Origin of the sequence: Amycolatopsis thermoflava N1165, assembly GCF_000473265.1 — a bacterium.
GTDB classification, from domain to species: domain Bacteria; phylum Actinomycetota; class Actinomycetes; order Mycobacteriales; family Pseudonocardiaceae; genus Amycolatopsis_E; species Amycolatopsis_E thermoflava.
The window spans coordinates 5201519-5223709 of record NZ_KI421511.1; the positions used below are offsets into that span (position 1 = coordinate 5201519).

Below are 22191 nucleotides of genomic sequence, written 5' to 3' on the forward strand. Positions count from 1 at the left end.
CCCCCTCCCGCAACCCGATCCCCAGCCAAATCGGTTGCCGAGCCACCGGGTCAAGGCACGCTTTCCCGCCTTGACGCGGTGTCTCGGCAACCGAACACTGAGAGATCGGGTTCGGGAGGGGCAATCCGGGCGTAGCGAAGCGAAGCCGGCGCCCGAGAAACCCGCGTAGCGCCAGCGCCCCGAATCACAACTGCGCGTTCAAGTCCTCCTCGGAGAGCGCGTCCACCTCCAGGTAGATCTCCGCCACCTGCTCCAGGCGCCCGGGCACCGCCTGGTCCGCCACCAAGCGCGTCGCCATCGCGCCCACCGTCAGCGCCGAAAACAGCGTCCGCACAGTCACTTCCGACGTGTCCAACGCCTCCCGCAGGCGGCCGACGATCATCGTCGCCAGGACGGAGTCTCCGCCGAGCGCGAAGAACGGGTCGTCGCGGCCTACGCGTTCCACTCCGAGCACCTCGGCCCACACCTTGGCCAGCACCTGCTCCAACGGCGTCTCCGGCGCGACATAACTGTCCGCCGACGCCTGCCAGTGCGCCGCCACCGCGCGGCGGTCCACCTTGCCGTTCGCGGTCAGCGGCAGGGCGTCCAGCACCACCACGCGAGCCGGGACCATGTGCGGCGGCAACAACGTTCGCACGAACTCCCGGACCTCGTCGCCGTCGACCGCACCGCCGACGGCCGCCACGAGCTGGTTGCCCGCCACGCCCGCGACGCCCCGGTGCACCCCGGGGAACTCGGCCAGCGCCGCCTCGACCTCGCCCAGCTCGATGCGCACACCGCGCACCTTCACCTGGAAGTCCCGGCGCCCCAGGAACTCCAGCGTGCCGTCCGGCCAGTACCGCGCCAAATCGCCCGTGCGGTACCAGCGGCGGCCTTCGTGCTCCACGAACCGGTCCGCGGTCCGCTCCGGATCCGCCCGGTACCCGTGGGCGACCCCGTCGCCGCCGATCCACAGCTCCCCCGCGACCCAGTCCGGACAGTCCCGGCCCCGCACGTCCACCACCCGGCACACCACGTTGCGCAGCGGTGTCCCATACGGCACCGAACGCCACGACGACGGCACCCCGTGCACCTCGCACACCGTCGAATGGATCGCCGTCTCCGTGGTGCCGCCGAGCCCGGCGAACCGGCACCGCGGCGCCTGCTCCGCCACCCGGCCGGGCAGGTCCGTGCCCACCCAGTCACCGCCCAGCAACACCGTCCGCAACCCGCTCAGCTCACCCGGCCGGGCCGCGGACAGCAGCATGTCCAGCAGCGCAGGCACGCAGTTGACCAGCGTGACCCGGCGCGACGCGGCCAGCTCGACCCACTGCCGGGCCTCCTTGCGGTCGCCCTCCTCGACCAGCACGACCGCGCCGCCCGCCGACAGCAGGCCGAAGACGTCGTACACGGACAGGTCGAAGTCCAGCGCGGACACCGCGAGGCACCGGTCGTCGGCACCCACCGAGAACCGCTCGTTGAGGTCGTCGATCGTGTTCATCGCCGCCCGGTGCGGCACCTCCACACCCTTCGGCTCCCCCGTCGAACCGGACGTGAACAGCACGTACGCGATCTGCTCGTCGTCCACCCGCACCGGCTCGGCGAGCGGCTCGGCCGCCTCCTCGGCGGAGGTCAGCACGTGCGAGAACCCGGCGATCCGCCGGATCCGCTCCGCCCGCGCCGCCGGCTGGTCCACACCGATCGGCACGTACCCGGCGCCCGCGGCCAGCACGCCGAGCACCGCGGCGATCTGGTCCGGCCCCTTCGGCAGGCTCACGCCGACCAGGTCACCGGGCACAACACCCTTGTCCTGCAACGACTTCGCGATCCGCAGCGCCCGGTCCCGCAAAGCGCAGTAGCTGAGTACTCCATCCGTGCCCCACAGCAGCGCGGGCGCGTCCGGCTGCGCGACGGCACGCTCGAAGAACCCATCCTGCAGCAACCGCCCGCTGCGCGGCCCCTCCGTCGTGTTGACCCGCGCCCGCACCTCGGCCTGTTCCCGCGGCAACGCGCCGCCGACCGGCTGCTCCCACGCGTCGTCCCGCTGGCCGAGCCGGGTGATCAGGTCCTGGAACGCGGCGAACATCGCGTCGATCATCCCGGCCGGGAAGGCGTTCTCCCGCACGTCCCAGTTGATCAGCAGGCCCTCGTTGACCTCGGTGACCTGCGCGTCCAGCAGCACCTGCGGCCCCTGCGAGATGATCCACACCGCCTCGCCGAAACACCGCCGCACGCGTGCGTCGAACAGCTCGCCCAGGTTCAGCGCACTGGTGAACACGACGGGCGCAAGCACCTGCTCACCGTGGTGCCGGGACAGTTCCCGCAGCACCTCGACACCCGAGTACGCGGCGTGCTCCGCGTCGGCGTGCATCCGGTCCTGCAACGCCTTCGCATGCTCCACGAAGGACGCCTCGGTCGAGAAGTCGACTTCCAGCAGCACCGAGCTGGTGAAGTCGCCGACCAGCTTGTCGACGTCCGGGTGGGTGCTCTGCCGGTCGAACATCGGCAGGTTCATCAGGAACCGCGGCTGCGCGCTCCACGACGACAGGGTCTCCGCGAACGCGGCCGCGACGACCATCGCCGGGGTCAGGCCGTGCTCGTGCGCCCGGGCGCCAAGTCGCTTGCGGTCCTCCGGTGCCAGCCAGTGGTGCCGACGGGTGACGCGGGTGGCGTCGGCGCGCTCGGATTCCGGCACCAGCGGCAGGTCCGGCGCGCCCGGCAGCTCGGGAATCCGCCGCTGCCACCACTCGCGGGCCTTCTCCTGCTCGGCCTGGCGGGTCACCTCGCGTTCGGCCAGGTAGCGCGGGTAGCTGTAGGCGATCGGCTCCAGTTCGGCGTCCGGCTCGTCGTAGAACCGCGCGAGGTCCGACAGCAGGACGCGGTAGCTCAACGCGTCCGCCGCGAGCATGTCCACATCGACGTGCAGCCGCGCCCGGTCGCCGGACCGTCGGCTGAGCTGGATCTTGAACACCTCGCCGTTCGCCACGTCCAGGCGCGCGTGCGACGACGCGTCCCGCAACTCGGCAAGGCGACGCGTCTCGGCCTCTTCGTCGAGGTCACGCAGGTCGTGCACGAGCAGCGACGGCTGGGCGCGCTCAGGCAGGATCCGCTGGCGGCCGTCGTCGAGGAAGGCGGCGCGCAGCATCCCGTGCCGGGCGACGAGTTTCCGCACCGCCACGTCGAGGCGCTGCGGGTCGAGGTCCGGGCCGTCGAACTCGACGTAGAGGTGCGCGGCGACCGAGCCGAGCGTGGTCTCCTCGTCGCGGCCGATCCAGTACGCGTGCTGCATCAACGCGAGCGGGAACGGCTCGGTCTCGTCGACCTCGACGGTCACCTCCGGCTCGGGCGCGACCCCGGCCGCGGTGGCCAGGATCTCCCGCCACCCGGCCAGGGTCGGGTTCTTGGCCAGCTTCGCGAAGCCGACCTTGATGCCCTGCTTGCGCCACTTGTTCGCGACCTGCATGAGCTGGATCGAGTCGAGGCCCCACTCGATGAGGCTGTCGTTCTCGGACAGCTCCGCCGCCTCGGGCCCCAGCAGGTCGGTGACCTCGCGCAGGAGCTCTCCCACCGTCGGCTGCTGACTCACCACGTGCCCAGCTCCTCTTCGAACTCGTCGATGTCTTCTTCGGAAACGTCCGCCAGCGCGGTGTCCGCCGCGGTCGGCGCGCTGCTCAGCGCCTTGCGGAACAGCTCGGTCAGCTCGGGCAGCGCCGGCCCGGTGATCGCGACGCGCAACTGCCCGTCGACGCTGACCGCGTTGACCTCCATCGCCCACTGCGCGGCGCGTGGCGGCACCCGCAGCATCGGGGCCTCCGGCGCGACCGACCACGGCTCGCCGGTCCCGCTCGGCAGGCGGCCGAGGTAGTTGACGACGATCGTCGGCTCCGGCAGGCCCAGCGGGCGCAGCAGTCCGTAGCCGAGACCGTGGTCGGGCAGGCTCTCCAGCTGCTCGCGAACATCCCGCAAGCGCGTGCCGGGCCGCAGCCGGAGCGGGAAGATCGTGGTGAACCAGCCGACCGTGGCCGACAGGTCGGCCCCGAGCTGTTCCTCCCGGCCGTGCCCCTCGACGGCGATCACCGCGTCGCCGCGGCCGCGCCAGGTTTCCAGCGCCTCGGCGAACGCGCTGATCAGCAGCTCCTGCACCCCGGCCTGTTCGGCGCTCTCGGGCAGCGGCACGGCGAACCCGGTCTCGTGCCGTTCGCCGCCGGGTTCGAGCACCGGGTCGGCGCCGTCCAGGATTCCGTGCCACAGCCCGGTTTCCGCGCTGCGGTCCTGCGCGGCGAGCAGTTCGCTCCAGCGCCGGAACGACGTGCCGGTGCGCACGAGTTCCTTTCCGGCCCATGCTTCGGCGAGGTCGTCCATGATGATCCGCCACGAGACCCCGTCCACGACGAGGTGGTCGGCGACGATCAGCACCCGGTCCGGGAAGCGGACCACCTGCAGCATCCGCTCGTCGGTCAGCCGCTCACGCGCGGCCCGCAGTTCCGCGTCGAGGTCGCCGGTGGCGTCCCGGACGATCTCGGCCGCGTCGAAGGATTCGGCCGGAACCACCAGCGCGCCGTCCCAGCGGGCGCGGAGCACGTCGTGCCGGTCCAGGATCGCCTGCACCACCCGGACCAGACCGTCGCGGGTCAGGCCGTCGGGGGCGACCAGCAGCATCGCCTGGGCGAGGCCGCGTTCGCTCCAGCGCATGATCGGGGTCGGCTCGATGCGGCCGGTCCCGTCGTCGGCCTCGGTGACGGCGGCTTTGGCGACCGCGGCGAGCCCGGCCGGGGTGCGCTGCTCGAAGACCTGGCGCGGGGTGATCGTCAGCCCGGCCTTGCGGGCCCGGCTGACGAGCTGGACGGACACGATGCTGTCGCCGCCGAGGGCGAAGAAGCTGTCCTGCGCCCCGACCTCGGGCAGGCCAAGGACCTCGGCGAACACCCGGCACAGCAACGCTTCCCGCTCGGTCGCGGGCTCCGCCTTGCCGGCCAGCGCGGCGAAGTCGGGCGCGGGCAGGGCTTTGCGGTCCAGCTTGCCGCTGGGCGTCAGCGGGAACTCGTCCAGCTGGACGATCGCGGACGGGATCATGTGGTCCGGCAGTTCGCGGGCCAGGCTGTTCGCGTCGGCTTCGCCGAGGATGTAGGCGATCAGGCGATCGTCCCGCACCACCGCGACGGCGCTGCGCGCGCCGGCCCGGGTGAGCGCGACCTCGACCTCGCCCAGCTCGATCCGGAACCCCCGCAGCTTGACCTGGTCGTCCGCGCGGCCGAGGAACTCGAGCACGCCGCCGCGGTGCCGCACCAGGTCCCCGGTCCGGTAAAGCCGTTCCCCGTTCGGCGCGGCCACGAACCTCGACGCCGTGAGTCCCGGCCGGTTCAGGTAGCCGCGGGCCAGCTGGACGCCGCCCAGGTACAGCTCGCCGGTGACGCCCGGCGGCACCGGACGCAGGTACCGGTCGAGCACGTGGACCTGCGTGTTCCACACCGGCCGCCCGATCGGCACCGTGCCCTCGCCCGCGCCGTCGGCGCACGGCCAGTAGGTGACGTCGACCGCGGCCTCGGTGGGGCCGTAGAGGTTGTGCACGTTCGGCCGCGCCAGGTCCGAGGGCAGGGCCTCACCGCTGCAGATCACCCGCGTCAGCACCGACAGGTCGCCGCCCGAGGAGACGAACGCCCGCAGCATCGACGGCACGAAGTGCGCGGTGGTGATCCGCTCGCGGGCGATGAGGCCGGCCAGGTACTCCGGGTCCTTGTGCCCGTCGGGCCTGGCGAACACCAGCGTGGCGCCGGTGATCAGCGGCCAGAAGAACTCCCACACCGACACGTCGAAGCTCGACGGCGTCTTCTGCAAAACCCGATCATCAGCGGTCAGGCCGTACTCGTGCTGCATCCACAGTAGACGGTTGACGATCGCGCGGTGGCTGACCACGACGCCCTTGGGACGGCCGGTGGAACCCGAGGTGTAGATGAGGTAGGCCGGGTTGTCCGGCCCCGCCGAGCGCAACGATCCCTCACCTTCCAACGAGGCGGGAAGGACCACGGTGGGCTGCGCGTCCTCGATCATCATGTTCAGCCGCTCCGCCGGGTACGACGAGTCCAGCGGCAGGTACGCGCCACCGGCCTTCAGCACCGCCAGCAGCGAGACGATCAGGTCGAGCGACCGGTCCTGCCGCACGCCGACGATGTGCTCCGGCCCCACACCCGCGCCCGCCAGCCGCGACGCGAGCGCGGTGGCGCGGGCGTCCAGCTCGGCGTAGGTCAGCGACTCGCCCTCGAAGACCACCGCGGTGGCGTCCGGAGTCCGCGCGACCTGGGCGGCGAACAGCTCCGGCAGGGTCGTCTCCGGCACCTCCCGCGTCTCGCCGGCGGGGAGCACGTCCTCGGGAGTGAGCACCGAGGTCGCCGACAGCCGCCGGTCCGGGTTCGCCAGCAGATCGCCGACCAGCCGTGTGAGCCGGGCCACGAGGTCGTCCACAGTGGACCGGTCGAACAGGTCAGCGCTGTAGACGAGCCAGCCGTCGATGCCCGCGTCCTGCTCGAACAGGTGGAACGACAGGTCGAGCCGCGCCGCGTAGAAGTCGACGTGCTCCTCGCGCAACGACGCGTGCCCGAACGGCACCGGCCCGCCGGGCGCGCGCTGGTAGGCCAGCATGACCTGGAACAGCGGGTGCCGCCCCATCGACCGGGCCGGGTTGAGCGCCTCCACCAACCGCTCGAACGGCAGGTCCTGGTGCGCGAACGCGTCCAGGTCGGTGCGCCGGACCCGCTCGACGAGCTGCCGGAACGTCGGGTCGCCGGTCAGGTCCGTGCGCAGCACCAGGTTGTTGACGAAGAACCCGACCAGACCGTCCAGGGCGTCGTCGGTGCGGCCTGCGACCGGCGCGCCGATCGGCACGTCCTCCCCGGCGCCCATCTGGCCGAGCAGCGCGGCGACGGCGGCCTGGACGACCATGAACGTCGTGGCCCCGGTCTGCCGCGCCAGCTCCGCCAGCGCCCGGTGCGTCTCCGGCGGCAGCTGGAACCGCACCGCGTCCCCGCGGAACGACGGATCGGCGGGGCGCGGCCGGTCGGCCGGCAGGCTGCTCTCCTCCGGCAGGTCGGCGAGCTGCCGCGTCCAGTACGCGAGCTGGGTGGACGCGAGGCTGTTCGGGTCGGCGTCGTTGCCCAGCAGGTCCCGCTGCCAGAGCGCGTAGTCCGCGTACTGCACCGACAGCGGGGCCCAGCCCGGACCGCGACCCTGCAGGCGGGCGGTGTAGGCGGTGGTCAGGTCGGCCAGCAGCCGCTCGGCGGACCAGCCGTCGCTCGCGATGTGGTGCGTCAGCAGGGACAGCACGTGCGAGTCGCCGTCGCGGAACAGCCGCGCCTCGAACGGCGGCTCGCGGTCCAGTTCGAACGCGCGTTGCGCGGCCTCGCGTGGCGAGCCGTCGTCGACGATCAGCGGCGGAATCGTGTCGAGGACCTGCTGGTAGGGCTTGCCCTCGAACTCCGGGTAGATCGTGCGCAGCACCTCGTGCCTGCTCACGACGTCCGCGAGCGCCGCCCGCAGCGCGTCCACGTCGAGCGGGCCGTCCAGGCGCACCGCGAACGGCACGTTGTAGGTCGCGCTCGGGCCTTCCAGCCGGTACAGGAACCACAACCGTTGCTGCGCCGAAGACAGCGGGATCCGGCGCGGGCGCGGCATCGGCGTGAGCGCCGGCCGCTTCTGCGTGCCGCCGTCGAGCGCCGTGGCCAGGCGGGCGACGGTGGGCGCGTCGAAGACGGTCCCGATCGCCAGGTCGACGCCGAGGTCGGCGCGGATGCGGCCGACGAGCTTGGTCGCCAGCAGGGAATGCCCGCCGAGGGCGAAGAAGTCGTCGTCCCGGCCGACGCGCTCGACGCCGAGCAGGTCGGCGAACAACGCGGCCAGTGCCCGTTCGCGCTCGGTTTCCGGCTCCGCCGCCGCGGTCGCCGCCTCCGGCTCGGGCAGCGCCTTGCGGTCGAGCTTGCCACTCGGGCTCAGCGGCAGCTCGTCGAGGAACGTGATGACCGACGGCACCAGATGCTCGGGCAGCGTGGCGCCGAGCTGCCGCCGGATGGTGGCCGCGTCCGTGCCCGGCTTGGCGACCACGTAGCCGAGGAGCTGCTGCCGCTCCGGCCGCGCGACCACGCCGGCGCTGACCACCTCGGGCAATGCGGTGAGCGCGGCCTCGACCTCGCCCAGTTCGACGCGGAACCCGCGGATCTTGACCTGGTCGTCGGCGCGCCCGAGGAACTCCAGGGCGTCCCCGGTGCGGCGCACCAGGTCGCCGGTGCGGTACAGCCTCGACCCGTCCGGCCCGGCCACGAACCGCGACGCGGTGAGCCCGGGCCGGTTCAGGTAGCCCCGGGCGAGCTGGACGCCGCCCAGGTACAACTCGCCGACCGCGCCGGGCGCGACCGGCTGCAGGTGCCGGTCCAGCACGTGCAGCTGCGTGTTCCACACCGGCCGCCCGATCGGCACCGTTCCCGTGCCTGCTCCCTCGGTCACCGGCCAGTGGCTCACGTCGACCGCGGCTTCGGTCGGTCCGTACAGGTTGTGCACGTGCGGCAGTTCGCGCGCGAGGTCGGACGGCAGCGCCTCACCACTGCAGATCACGCGCCGCAGGGTGCTCGGCCGCGCGCCCGACTCGACGAACGCCCGCAACATCGACGGCACGAAGTGGACGGTGGTGACCCGCTCCCGCGCGATCAGTTCGGCGAGGTAGCGCGGGTCCTTGTGCCCGCCCGGCTTGGCGAACACCAGCGTCGCGCCGGTGATCAGCGGCCAGAAGAACTCCCACACCGACACGTCGAACGACGACGGTGTTTTCTGCAGCACCCGATCCGCCGGCGTGAGCCGGTACTCGTGCTGCATCCACAACAGCCGGTTCACGATCGCCCGATGGCTGACCACGACACCCTTGGGACGGCCGGTCGAGCCCGAGGTGTAGATGACGTACGCCGGGTTGTCCGGCCCCGCCGCCCGCAACTCCCCCTCGCCTTCCAACGAGGCGGGCAGCACCACGGTGGGTTGAGCATCCTCGATCATCATGCTCAACCGCTCGGCGGGATACGACGGATCCAGCGGCAAATACGCCCCGCCCGCCTTCAGCACCGCCAGCAGCGAGACGATCAGATCGAGCGACCGGTCCTGCCGCACACCGACTATGTGCTCCGGCCCCACACCCGCGCCCGCCAACCGCCGCGCCAGCTCGGTGGCGCGGGCGTCCAGCTCGGCATACGTCAGCGCGACACCCTCGTAGACCACCGCGGTGGCGTCCGGCGTCCGCGCCACCTGCTCGGCGAACAGCCCCGGCAGCGTCGCCTCCGGCACCTCACGCATGTCCCCGATCAACGCGGTGTCGGCGAAGAACTCCAGCCGGCTGACCGGCCGGTCCGGCGCGTCCACCGCGGCGGCGAGCAGCGATTCCAGGTGCGCCAGGAACCGCTCGACGGTCGCGGCGGTGAACAGCTCCGTCGAGTACGTGGCCTCGACCCGCATCTCGCCGTCGACCAGGAACGCCTCCAGCGCCAGGTCGAACTGGGTGGTGTCGTTGTGCACCGTCTCCCAGCTCGCCTCGACGCCGGGCAGGTCGAAGCCCTGCAACCCCTGGGTCAGGAACAACAGCATCACGTCGAACAGCACCGACCGGCCCGGCACGCGCGGCGGCCGCAGGCGCTCGACGAGCAGATCGAACGGCAGGTCCTGGTGCGCGTAGCCGTCGGTGCACACGCGCCGCACCCGGTCCACCAGCTCGGCGAACGACGGGTCGCCGGACAGGTCGGCCCGCAGCACGAGCGTGTTGCCGAAGTTGCCGATCAGCCGCTCGACCTCGCCGGCGTCGCGGTTCATCGACGCCGACCCGATCGGCACGTCCGTCGCGCCGGTCCAGCGGGACAGCAGCGCCGCATACCCGGCGAACACGACCATGAACGGCGTGACCCCACGGGCCTGCGCGAACTCCCCGATCCGGTCGGTCACGGCCCGGTCGAAGGTGTGGAACCGCCGGTCCCCGCGGTCCGACCGCGCGGGCGGGCGCGGCAGGTCGGTGGGCAGCGGCAGGTTCTCCGGCGCGGGAGTCAGCTCGCGGCGCCAGTAGTCCAGGTCACCGGCCAGCTTCTCGTCGGTCAACGTCTTCCGCTGCCACACCGCGAAATCCGCGTACTGCACCGGCAGCGGGTCCAAACCGGACGGTTGCCCGGTGGTGTCCTCCCGGTACAGCGCGGACAGGTCCCGCGACAGCGTGTTGAACGTGTAGCCGTCCCACGCGATGTGGTGCACGGTCAGCACCAGCACGTGGTCGTCGTCGCCGCGGCGCAGCAGGCGCAGCCGTAGCGAGTGCTCCGTGGCGAGGTCGAACGCATGCGCCGACTCCTCCCGCGCCACCCGCTCGACGGTCCGGTCCCGGTCCTCTTCGGACAGACCACGCAGGTCCGACTCGGGCATCGTCACCACGGCGTACGGGTCGACGATCTGCCGCGGTTCGCCGTCCGGCCCGGCGACGTACCGGGTGCGCAGGATCTCGTGCCGCTCCACGAGCCGCTGGAACGACCGGTGCAGCGCGGCCTTGTCCAGCGCACCGCGCAGGGTGATCGCCAGGCACACGTTGTAGGCCGGGCTGGCCGGGTCGAGCTGCTGCAGGAACCACATGCGGGACTGCGCGTAGGACAGCGGCAGGTCGTCGTCGGAGTCCCGCTTCGGGATCGACGTCGTGCTGGCCAGGCCGGCCTGGGCCAGCCGTCGGCGCAGCAGCTCACGCTTGCGGGCGGCGAGGTCACTCACCGGGGGCCTCCTCGGCGATCAGGGTCAGCGCGGCGAACCACTCGCGGGACAGCTGCTGGATCCGGTCTTCGGTGAACAAGGCGGACGGCCACTGCCAGTCGGCCTCCAGCGTCGAGCCGCGGACCAGCACGTTCAGCACCAGGCAGTACGGCGCGGGCATGTCGTCGTCGACGCCACCGCCCATCGCGCCCACCTCCGGCGCGCCGGACCACGGCTCGCCGTCGCGCTCGCCCACGGTGAGCCGGCCGAGGTAGTTGAACTCCAGCTGCGGCTCGGGCAGCGCTTCCAGCTCCGCGGCGGTCTCCGGGTTGAGGTACCGCAGCAGGCCGTGGCCGATGCCCTTGTCCGGCAGGGCGAGCTGCTCGCTCACCCGCGTGAGCCCCTGGCGCACGCCACGCGTGAGGTCGCCGGGGTCGACGCGCACCGGGAACACGCTGGTGAACCAGCCGACCGTGCCGGACAGGTCCGCGCCCGGCACGATCTGCTCCTCGCGGCCGTGGCCTTCCAGGGCGAGCAGCAGCGACGTGTCGTCGTCGCCGCGCCAGCGGGACACCGCGTGCGCGAGCCCGGCCAGCAGGACGTCGTTGATCGTGACGCCGTGCCGCTCGGGCACCTCGGTGAGCAGCTTGCCGGTCACGTCGGGGTCGAGGAACGTCCGCGTGGCCCGCATGGACGCGCGGGTGTCGGTGGCCGGGTCGAGGCGACGGGTGCCGAGCACCGGGTCCGGGCCGGACAGGATCTCCCGCCACAGTGGCATCTCGCTCGCCTTGGCCCGCGCCACCTCGGGCAGCGCCTGCGCCCATTCGCGGTACGAGGTGCCGACCGGCGGCAGCTCGCGGCCCGCCCACAGCTCGGCCAGCTCGGGCACCAGCACGCCCCACGACGCGCCGTCCACGACAAGGTGGTGCAGCACGATCAGCAGGCGGCCGGAGCGGTCCGGGCCGGTGTCGAACCAGACGAACCGCACCATGTCGCCGGACGGCGGGTCGAGCCGGATCTCCCGCATCAGGCCGGGCAGCCGCTCCGCGATGTCGGTGTAGTCCGTGTCGCGGGCGTCGATCCGGGTGACGCAAGCGCTTGCGTCCACCGCGCCCCGCGGGCGGACGACGAACGTGCCGTCGAAGGTCGCGCGCAGCACGTCGTGCCGGTCGAGCAGGAGCTGCACCAGCTCACGCAGCCGGTCCAGGTCGAGACCGGCCGGAGTGCAGAGCATCCGGGCCTGGCTGAGCTGACCGTACGGCTGGTTGCGGTTGAGCCAGTGCAGCATCGGCGTCAGCGGGACCTCGCCGATGCCCGCGCCGGAGTCCGCACGGTGCACGGCCTCCCCCGCGACCCGCGCCAGTGCCGCGACCGTGCGCTGCTCGAAGACGTCCCGCGGCGTGAACGCCAGCCCGGCGCCACGGGCCTTGCTGACCAGCCGCATCGACACGATGCTGTCCCCGCCGAGTGCGAAGAAGCTGTCGTCCGCGCCGACCTCGGGCAGGCCAAGGACCTCGGCGAACAGGCCGGCGATGCGCTTCTCCAGTTCCGTCGCGGGCGCCCGGGACGTCGTGCTCGTGTAGTCCGGCGCGGGCAGCGCCTTGACGTCGAGCTTGTCGTTGCGGGTCAACGGGAAGCGGTCGACCGCGACGATCGCCGCCGGGACCATGTACTCCGGCAGTGCCGACGCGACCTGCTCGCGCAAACCGTCCGTGCTGCTCGCGACCACGTACGCGACCAGCCGCTTCACCCCGGGCGTGTCCTCGCGCGGCACGACCACCGCGCGCTCGACCCGCTCGTCGCGCAGCAGCACGGCCTCGATCTCGCCGGGCTCGATGCGGAACCCGCGGATCTTGACCTGGTCGTCGATGCGGCCGAGCAGCTCGATCAGCCCTTCGGCATTCCAGCGCGCCACGTCGCCGGTGCGGTACATGCGTGTGCCCGGCCCGCCGAACGGGTCCGCGACGAACCGCTCCGCCGTCGTGCCCGGCCGCCGCAGGTAGCCGCGGGCCAGACCGGCGCCGGACAGGTACAGCTCACCCTCCACGCCGGGCGGGCAGGGCCGCAGGTGCCGGTCGAGGATGTAGGCACGCGCGTTGCCGACCGGCGAGCCGATGCACGGGTTCTCGGTGCGGTCGAAGTCGCACGCCGCGGAGTCCACAGTGCACTCGGTCGGGCCGTAGAGGTTCCACACGGCCAGGTCCGGCTCGTCCCGCAGCGACCGCCACAGCTGCGCGGGCACCGCCTCACCGCCGACGCCGAGCACCTTGAGTGCGCCGCGCCAGCCCGGTTCGGTCGCGACCTGCGCGAGCAGCGACGGGGACAGCTCGACGAACTCGATCTCGTGGTCCCGCAGGAACGCGCGCAGCAGGTCCGCGTCGCGGCGGGTGTCCGGCGGCACCAGGTGCAGCTCGTGCCCGGCGAACATCCACAGCATCGGCTGCCACGACGCGTCGAACGCCATCGGCCACGCGTGCGCGACCCGCAGCGGGCGGCCGACCCGCTCGCGTGCCGGGTCGAACAGGTCCGCGCGGTGGCTGACCAGCAGGTTCGCGATCGAGCTGTGCGGCACCACGACGGCCTTCGGCGTGCCGGTCGAGCCGGACGTGTAGATGACGTACGCCGGGTGCTGCGGTTTCGCCCGCGGCGGCAGGTCGTCCGTCGAGCCCGTCGCCTCCGGCAGTTCGGTCAGGATCAGCTTCGGCGCGGCATCGGCGAGCATGAAGTCGATCCGCTCGGCGGGCCAGTCCGGGTCGAGCGGCAGGTACGCGCCGCCCGCCTTGACCACCGCGAGCAGCGCGACCAGCATGTCCGGACCGGCCGGCATCCGCAGCGCCACCACGTCCTCCGGGCCGACGCCCTGCTCGATCAGCACCCGCGCGACCTGGTTGGCGCGGGCGTTGAACTCGGCGAAGGTCAGCCGGGTCTCCCCCGCGACGATCGCCACGGCGTCCGGAGTGGCTTGTGCCTGCTCGCGCAGCACCTCGGGCAGCGTCGTCGCCGGGGCGTCCAGGACCCTGCCGGTGCCGATGCGGCGCAGCTCGGCCAGGGTCTCCTCGCCGAGCAGGTCGACGCCCGTCACCTTCTGCATAGGGGCAGCCGCGAACGCCTCCGCGGCCCGGCGGAACCAGCCGCTCAGCGACTCCGCCCACGCCTCGTCGAACGTGTCCGGCCGGTACTCGAAGACGACCGACAACCGCTCCTCGGCGGCGACCGCCAGGGTCAACGGGTAGTGGGTCGAGTCCTCCACCTCGACCCGGTCGATCGTGATCCCGGCGGCCCGCTCGCTCGCGCTCACCGCGTCCGAGTCGATCGGGTAGCTCTCGAACACGACCAGCGTGTCGAACAGATCGCCGTGCCCGGCCGCCCGCTGGATGTCGGTGAGGCCCAGGTACTGGTGGTCCATCAACCGCGCCTGCTCGTCCTGCACGCCACGCAGGACGTCCAGCAGCGAGCCACGCAGGCGGACCCGCACCGGCACGGTGTTGATGAACAGGCCGACCATGCCGTCCACACCGGACAGATCCGCGGGACGGCCGGAGACGGTGGCGCCGAACAGGACGTCGTCGCGGCCGGTCAGCCGGGCGAGCACGAGACCCCACAGCCCCTGGACGACCGTGTTGACGGTCAGGCCGTGCTCCCGGGCGACCGCGTAGAGCCGTTCCGTGGTCTCGGCGGGCAAATCGAGCCGGAGCTTGCCGGGCCGCATCGGCACCCGCGATGCGGCGGGGGCCAGCAGCGTCGGTTCCTCGACGTCGTCCAGCGCGGCCAGCCACGCTTCGGCGGAGGCGTCCCGGTCCCGCCCGGCGAGCCAGGTCAGGTAGTCGCGGTACGGCCGCGGCGACGGCGGCTCGGCGCCGGCGTAGAGCGCGAGCAGGTCCCGCACCAGCAGCGGCAGCGACCAGCCGTCGAGCAGGATGTGGTGGTTGGACAGGACCAGCCGGTGGTCCCGCTCGCCCAGCTTCACCAGGGTCATCCGCAGCAGCGGCGGCTCGTCGAGCGGGAACCGCTCGGCCCGGTCCCTGGCCAGGAACTCGTCGAACTCCTCGTGGCTGAGTGTCAGCTCCGCCCACGGCAGCTCGGCCTCGCGGCGGATGACCTGCTTCGGCTCGTCGTCGTGCACGAAGGCCGCGCGCAGGTTCGGGTGCCGGTCCAGCAGGCCCTGCGCGGCCCGGCGCAGCCTCGCCGCGTCGACCTCACCGGTCAGGCCCAGCACGAACTGGACGGTGTAGACGTCGTCGGCGCTTTCGTCGTAGAGCGCGTGGAAGAGCATGCCCTCCTGCAGCGGGGACAGCGGCAGGACTTCCTCCGGCTCCTCCGCGGCGGTGAGGTCGCGCAGGGCGTCCTGCCACTTCGCGACCAGGGCGTCCACTTCGGACTCGGCGAACCGGTCGGTCCAGGACCAGGTCGCGGTCAGCACCGGACCGTCCGGACCGTCCTCGGTCACGACGTTGATCTCCAGCGGCCGGTGCTGGACCTCCGGCGGCGGCAGCTTCTCCGCGTCCGGGACCCAGAAGCCCTCGCTGACGTCGAACCGGCCGAGATAGTTGAAGCCGATCTCCGGCTCCGGGACGTCGGTGAGCTCGCCGTGCAGCCAGCGGAGGATGCCGAACCCGATGCCGTTGTCCGGCACCGCCCGCAGCCGCTCCTGGATCTCCGGCGGAGTCGCGGCGGCGGGCAGTTCGACCGGGTAGACGCTGGTGAACCAGCCGACCGTCCGGGACAGGTCCGCGCCGGGCACCAGGTGCTCCTCGCGGCCGTGGCCCTCCAGCGCGACCAGCCGCGGCTCGCCGAAGGCGTGCGCCAGCGCGCTGAGCAGCACCTCCGGCACGCCGGTGCGGAACTTGCCGGGCACCTCGGCGACCAGTTCCGCGCCGAGCGCCAGCTCCCGGCGGCCGGCCGTGCGAGCCGGCCGGACGTCCGCCGATCCGGTGCGCGGCAACGACTTCCACTGCTCGGCGCTCGCGGTCGGCAGGTGCCGCGCCCACCAGCGGAACGAAGTGGGCACCGGGTCGAGCTTGGCCGAATGACCGGACGAGCGCGCCTCCCAGGCCTGCGCCAGGTCCCCGGCGAGGATGCGCCACGACACCCCGTCGACGACCAGGTGGTGCAGCACGAGCAGCAGCCGGCCGGGCCCGGAACCGTGGTCGAACCACACGGCCCGCACCAGCACACCCGCCTCGGGGTCGAGCGCGCCGACCGCCTCGGCGTACTTCTCCGCCACCGGCGTGTCCCCGGGTACGTGTTCGAGGATGTCCGTCACCGCGCCTGGCGGGCGGACGTCGAGCACCTCGCCACGCAGCCGGGCACGCAGCAGGTCATGGTGGTCGAGCACGTCCTGCAGCACCCCGGCGAAGATCTCCGGGCCGTCCGCGGGCGGCACCCGCAGCAACGCGGCCTGGGCCATTGTGCGGTCCCCGGTTTCCCGCCACCAGCGCATGACCGGGGTGAGCGGGACTTCGCCGACACCTTGCGCGCGGTCCTCGTCGGAGACCACCACGTCGGTGTCGACCGCGCGGGCGAGCGCCGCCGCGGTCTGGTGCTCGAACACCTGCCGCGGCGAGATCCGCAGCCCGGCCGCCCGCACCTTGCTCACGAACTGGATGGACAGGATGCTGTCGCCGCCGAGTCCGAAGAAGTTGTCCTCCGCGCCGACCTCGGGCACCCGCAGCACCTCGGCCATCACCCGGCACAGGATGCGCTCGGCCTCGGTCGCCGCCGCGCGGCTGCCGGACGTCGGCTCCGGGCCGGGGTCGGGCAGCGCCTTGCGGTTCACCTTGCCCGAGGGCATCAGCGGGAACTCGTCGAGGAACACGAACCGGCGCGGCACCATGTGCTCGGGCAGGCGAGTGCGCAACCAGTCGCCGAGACCGTCCACTTCGGCGCCCAGGCAGTAGCCGACCAGTCGCTTGGGCTCGTCGCGCACCAGCACGACCGCCCGGCGGACGCCTTCGTGCTGCTCCAGGACCGCCTCGATCTCCTCCAGCTCGACGCGCATGCCGCGGATCTTGACCTGGTTGTCGGCGCGGCCCAGGAACTCCAGCGTGCCGTCCGGCTGCCAGCGCGCCAGGTCGCCGGTGCGGTAGAGCCTCGAACCGGGCGGCCCGAACGGGTCGGCGACGAAGTGATCCGCCGTCCGCTTCGGGTCGTTGATGTAGCCGCGGCCCAGGTAGACGCCGCCGGCGTACAGCTCGCCGGGCACGCCGACCGGAACCTGCCGCAGGTGCCGGTCCAGCACGTACAGCCGGGTGTTGCCGTTCGGATGCCCGATCGACACGGCCTTGCGCACCGCACTCGCGTCGCGGTAGACGACGTGGCTGACGCCGATCGTCGCCTCCGCCGGGCCGTACCCGTGGTACATGATCGCGTCGCTGACCGCGCGGAACCGGGCGAACAGCTCGGGCGTGAGCACCTCGCCGCCACACCAGACGTGCTTGAGCGACCGGCCGCGCTCGGCGAACCCGTCGAGGCCGACCAGCAGGTCCAGGATCGACGACGGCAGGTAGGTGAACGTGACCCGGTGCCGCTCGATCAGGCTCAGCAGGTACTCGATGTCCCGCTCGCCGCGGGGCTCGGCGATCACCAGCTTGCCGCCGGTGACCAGCGGCAGGAACACCTCGTTGATCGAGATGTCGAATCCCATCGGCGCCTTGAACAGCGCCGCGTCGCCGGGCCCGAAACCGAGCATCTCGCGCTGCCACAGCAGGCGGTGCGTGATCGCGCGGTGCCGGATCATCGCGCCCTTCGGCGTGCCGGTCGAGCCGGACGTGTAGATGACGTAGGCCAGGCCTTCCGGCGGCACCCGCACGCCAAGGTTCTCCTGGTCCTCGCCCGCCAGGTCGACGTGCACGACCGGCACGCCCAGTTCCCGCACCGGCCCGTCGTGCTCCGGTCCACTGAGGATCGCGGCGAACCGGGAACTCGCGGCGACCTCGGCGATGCGCCGATCCGGCCACGACGGCTCCAACGGCACGAACGCGCCACCGGCCTTCTCGACCGCGAGCAGGCCGACGACCAGCTCCAGCGACCGCTCCCAGTGCATGCCGACGGTGCGCTCCGGCCCGACCCCGGCCGCGACGAGCCGCCGGGCCAGGTGGTTCGCCTTCGTGTTCAGCTCGGCGTAGGTGAGGCTGCGGTCGTGGAACTCGACGGCCACCGCGTCCGGGGTGCGGGCGGCCTGCTCCTCGACCATCTCGGTCAAGGTCGTCTGCGGGCGGTCCTCGGCGGTGTCGTTGAACGCCGCGAGCTGGGCGCGCTCGTCGTCGCCGAGGATCTCGGCGAGGCCGACCGGCTGCTCCGGCTTGGCGACCAGCGCGGTGAGCAGCCGCACCAGCCTGCGCGCGAGCGAGTCCACAGTGGATTCGTCGAACAGGTCGGCGGAGTAGCTGATCAAGCAGTCTTCCGGGCCGAAGTGGAAGGCCAGGTCGAACTTCGCGCCGGTGAACCCGGGTTCCAGCGGCTCGGCCACCACGTCCGGCAGGTCCAGTTCCGCGGTCGCCGGATCGCGGTGCGACACCATGATCTGGAACAGCGGGTGCCGCCCCGGCGAGCGCGGCGGGTTGACCGCCTCGACGACCCGCTCGAACGGCAGGTCCTGGTTCGAGTAGGCGTCCAGGTTCGCCTCACGCACCCGCGCGAGCAGGTCGCGGAACGTCGGGTTGCCGGACAGGTCGGTGCGCAGCACGACCGTGTTGACGAAGTAGCCGACCAGGTCGTCGAGCGCTTCGTCGGTGCGGCCGGCCACCGGCGTGCCGAGCGGGATGTCCTCGCCCGCGCCGAGCCGGGACAACAGCACCGCGGTCGCGGCCTGGGCGATCATCAGGTCGGTCACGCCGAGTTTGCGGGCCAGCTTCGCCAGCGACGCGGTGAGCGCGGCGGGGAACTCGACGGTGACGTGGCCGCCCTCGCGTGTCGGGTGCTGCGGGCGCGGCCGGTCGGTGGGCAGCGGCAGTTCCTCGGGCAGTCCTGCCAGGCGCTTGAGCCAGAAGTCGCGCTGGCCGTCGACCGGAATGTCCTGGAGCCACTGGGTGTAGTCGGCGTATTGGACCGGCAGCGGCGTCCACTCCGGCGCGCGGCCTGCGCGGCGGGCGGCGTAGGCCGCGCCCAGGTCCCGCAGCAGCGGCCGGGCCGACCATTCGTCGCCCGCGACGTGGTGCACGACCAGCACGAACAGGTGCTCGTCCCGCCCGGTGGCCAGCACTTCGGCGCGGATCGGCGGCTCCTCGCCGAGCCGGAACGCGTACCGGCTCGCCCGTTCCACGAACCCGTCGGCCGGGCCTTCACTGCGCTGCACGGGGAACCGCTCGAACGGCGGCAGCACGCGCTGGCCGTCCGCGGTGAGCAGGGTGCGCAGTGCGTCGTGGCGGTTCACCACATCGGTCAACGCGGCGTCGAGTGCGTCCAGGTCCAGCGGTCCGGTCAGCCGCGCGGCGAACGGGATGTTGTAGACCGGCGACGGGCCGTCCAGCTCGTGCAGGAACCACAGGCTGCGCTGCGCCGGGGACAGCGGCACGAGGCCGTCGTGGCCGCGGCGGGTCAGCGGCGGGCGCGCGGCGCCGCCGTCCAGGTGCCGTGCCAGGCGTGCCACCGTCGGCGCGTCGAAGATCGCCCGGATCTGCAGGTCGACGCCGAACGTGCGGCGGACCCGGCTGGCCAGGCGGGTCGCGAGCAGCGAATGCCCGCCGAGGGCGAAGAAGTCGTCGTCCCGCCCGACCCGGTCCACGCCGAGGACCTCGGCGAACAGCTCGGCCAGGATCTCCTCGCGCGGGTCGCGGGCCTCGGCGCTGCCGGTCTCGGCGAGCCGCGGCTCGGGCAGCGCGCGGCGGTCCAGCTTGCCGCTCGGGCTCAGCGGCAACGCGTCCAGCACGACGATCGCGGACGGCACCAGCTGTTCGGGCAGCGACTCGGCGAGGCTCCGCCGCAGCGCGGCCGGGTCCAGCCCGTCGCCGACGACGTACCCGACCAGCTGCTGACGGCCGGTGTGCACGGTGGCCGCCGCGGCGGTGACCCCGTCCAGCGCGAGCAGGGCCGCCTCGACCTCGCCCAGCTCGACGCGGAAGCCGCGGATCTTGACCTGGTCGTCGGCGCGGCCCAGGTACTCCAGCGCGCCGTCGGCGTTCCACCGCACGACGTCGCCGGTGCGGTAGAGCCGCGAGCCGGGCTCGCCGAACGGGCTGGCGACGAACCGGGACGCGGTCAGCCCGGGCCGGTTGAGGTACCCCCGGGCGAGCTGTACTCCCCCGAGATACAGCTCGCCCGGCGCGCCCGGCGCCACCGGCCGCAGGAACCGGTCCAGCACGTAGGTCTGCGTGTTCCACACCGGACGTCCGATGGGGACGGTCGTGGCATCGGCGGGCACCGGCCAGTAGGTGACGTCGACCGCGGCCTCGGTCGGGCCGTAGAGGTTGTGCACCTGGGCGAATTCACTCGCCTGCCGCGCCAGCTCCGGCGGGAGGGCCTCGCCGCTGCAGATGATCCGCTCCGGCCCGCGGCCGGTCTCGACGTACTGGGCCAGCATCGACGGCACGAAGTGCGCGGTGGTGATCCGCTCGCGGTCGACCAGTTCGGCCAGGTAGCGCGGGTCCTTGTGCCCCTCCGGCTTGGCGAACACCAGCGTGGCACCGGTGATCAGCGGCCAGAAGAACTCCCACACCGACACGTCGAAGCTCGACGGCGTCTTCTGCAGCACCCGGTCCTCCGGCGTGAGCCGGTACTCGTGCTGCATCCACAACAGCCGGTTCACGATCGCCCGGTGCGAGACCACCACACCCTTCGGCCGCCCGGTCGAACCCGACGTGTAGATGACATACGCCGGGTTGTCCGGCCCCGCCGCCCGCAACTCCCCTTCATCGTGGAGTTCGGCAGGCAGCACGACCGTGGGCTGAGCATCCTCGATCATCATGCTCAACCGCTCCGCCGGATACGACGGATCCAGCGGCAGGTACGCCCCGCCCGCCTTCAACACCGCCAGCAGCGACACGATCAGATCCAGCGAACGGTCCTGCCGGACCCCGACGATGTGCTCCGGCCCCACACCCGCGCCCGCCAGTTTCTTCGCCAGCGTGGTGGCGCGGGCATCCAGCTCCGCGTAGGTGAGTTCGGCGCCCTCGAAGACCACCGCGGTCGCGTCCGGCGTGCGCGCCACCTGCTCGGCGAACAGCTCCGGCAGGGTCGTTTCCGGCACCTCGGCGGCGGTTTCGTTGGGCGCCACCACGACCTGCTGCCACTCGTCGGCGGGCGGTTCGAGCCGCGCGACCGGAGTGCCGGGCGCGGCGACGAACCAGCCGAGCACGTCCTGCACCCGCTCCGCGATGCGGGCGACCGCGGCATCGTCGAAGCGCGCCGGGTCGTTGTCGATGCGCAGCACGAACTCCTCGCCCGGCACGACCAGCAACGCGAGCGGGTAGTGCGTGGCGTCCCGCACCTCGACCCCGGCCAGCGGCGAGCCGGCCAGGTCGGTGCCCGGATAGCTTTCGAAGACCACGAGCGTGTCGAACAGCGTGGGCTGCCCGGCGGCGCGCTGGATGTCGGCGAGCCCGAGGTGCTGGTGCTCCAGCAACCGCGCCTGCTCGGCCTGCACCCGCGCGGCCAGCGCGGCCAGCGTCTCGTCCGGCGCGAGGCGCACGCGCACCGGCACGGTGTTGATCAGCATGCCGACCATCGACTCGACGCCCGGCACCTCCGGGTTGCGGCCGGAGACCGTCGCGCCGAACACCACGTCGTCCCGGCCGGTCAGCCCGGCGAGCACGAGTGCCCATGCGGACTGGACCAGCGCGTTCACGGTCACGCCGTGCTCGCGGGCGGCCTGCGTCAGTGGCTGCCCCGGCAACGAGAACTCGGCCCGCCGCGGCAGTCCGTTGGACGAGCCGTCGGCCACGAGCGTCGGGCCGTCGAGGTCGCCGAGGGCCTCCGCCCACGCCTGCCCGGCCACTTTGGTGTCCTGTTTGGACAGCCAGGTCAAGTAGTCCCGGAACGGCCGCACCGGCGGAAGCGCTTCCCCGCCGTACAACGACAGCAGCTCACGCACCAGGATCGGCGCCGACCATCCGTCCCACAGCAGGTGGTGCGACGACAACACGAGCACGTGCTCGGAACCGCGCCGCACCAAGGTGAACCGCAGCAACGGCGGTCGCGCGAGGTCGAACGGCTCGGCGCGGTCGTCGTCCAGCAGGCGCTGGAACTCCGCATCGCCAGGGCAGTCCACGACCCGCCACGGCACCCGCACCGACCGGCGCACGACCTGCACGAACTGGCCCGAGGACTGGGTGCGGAACCCGGCCCGCAGGTTGGCGTGCCGCCGCACCAGCTGCTCCGCCGCCTCCCGGAGCCGCTCGGCGTCGACCGCACCGGCCAGGCGCAGGACGGTTTGCACCGTGTAGACGTCCGCGCGCTCGTCGAGCAGGGCGTGGAAGATCATGCCCTGCTGCAACGGGGTGAGCGGGAGGACGTCCTCGACGCTCGACGCCACCC

The 22191-nt window shown here is 72.6% G+C and carries 3 protein-coding genes; all 3 read right to left on the minus strand.

All coding sequences use genetic code 11. The features are described from left to right. Window positions 1-184: 184 nt before the first annotated feature. Genes AMYTH_RS0125620 through AMYTH_RS0125630 form a run of 3 tightly spaced genes read right to left on the minus strand, consistent with a single transcriptional unit; the run spans window position 185 to window position 22189 of the window. Window positions 185-3568: a non-ribosomal peptide synthetase gene (locus AMYTH_RS0125620; protein ID WP_027932663.1), complete on the minus strand. Its 3384-nt coding sequence runs from the start codon at window positions 3566-3568 to the stop codon at window positions 185-187. Further along, entirely contained in the window at window positions 3562-10743 is a 7182-nt protein-coding gene (locus tag AMYTH_RS0125625; protein ID WP_027932664.1) for a non-ribosomal peptide synthetase, read from the minus strand. The genes AMYTH_RS0125620 and AMYTH_RS0125625 overlap by 7 nt, the downstream gene beginning before the upstream one ends. Continuing rightward, entirely contained in the window at window positions 10736-22189 is an 11454-nt protein-coding gene (locus AMYTH_RS0125630) for a non-ribosomal peptide synthetase (protein WP_027932665.1), read from the minus strand. Before AMYTH_RS0125630 ends, AMYTH_RS0125625 begins: the two co-directional genes overlap by 8 nt. Window positions 22190-22191: the final 2 nt, after the last annotated feature.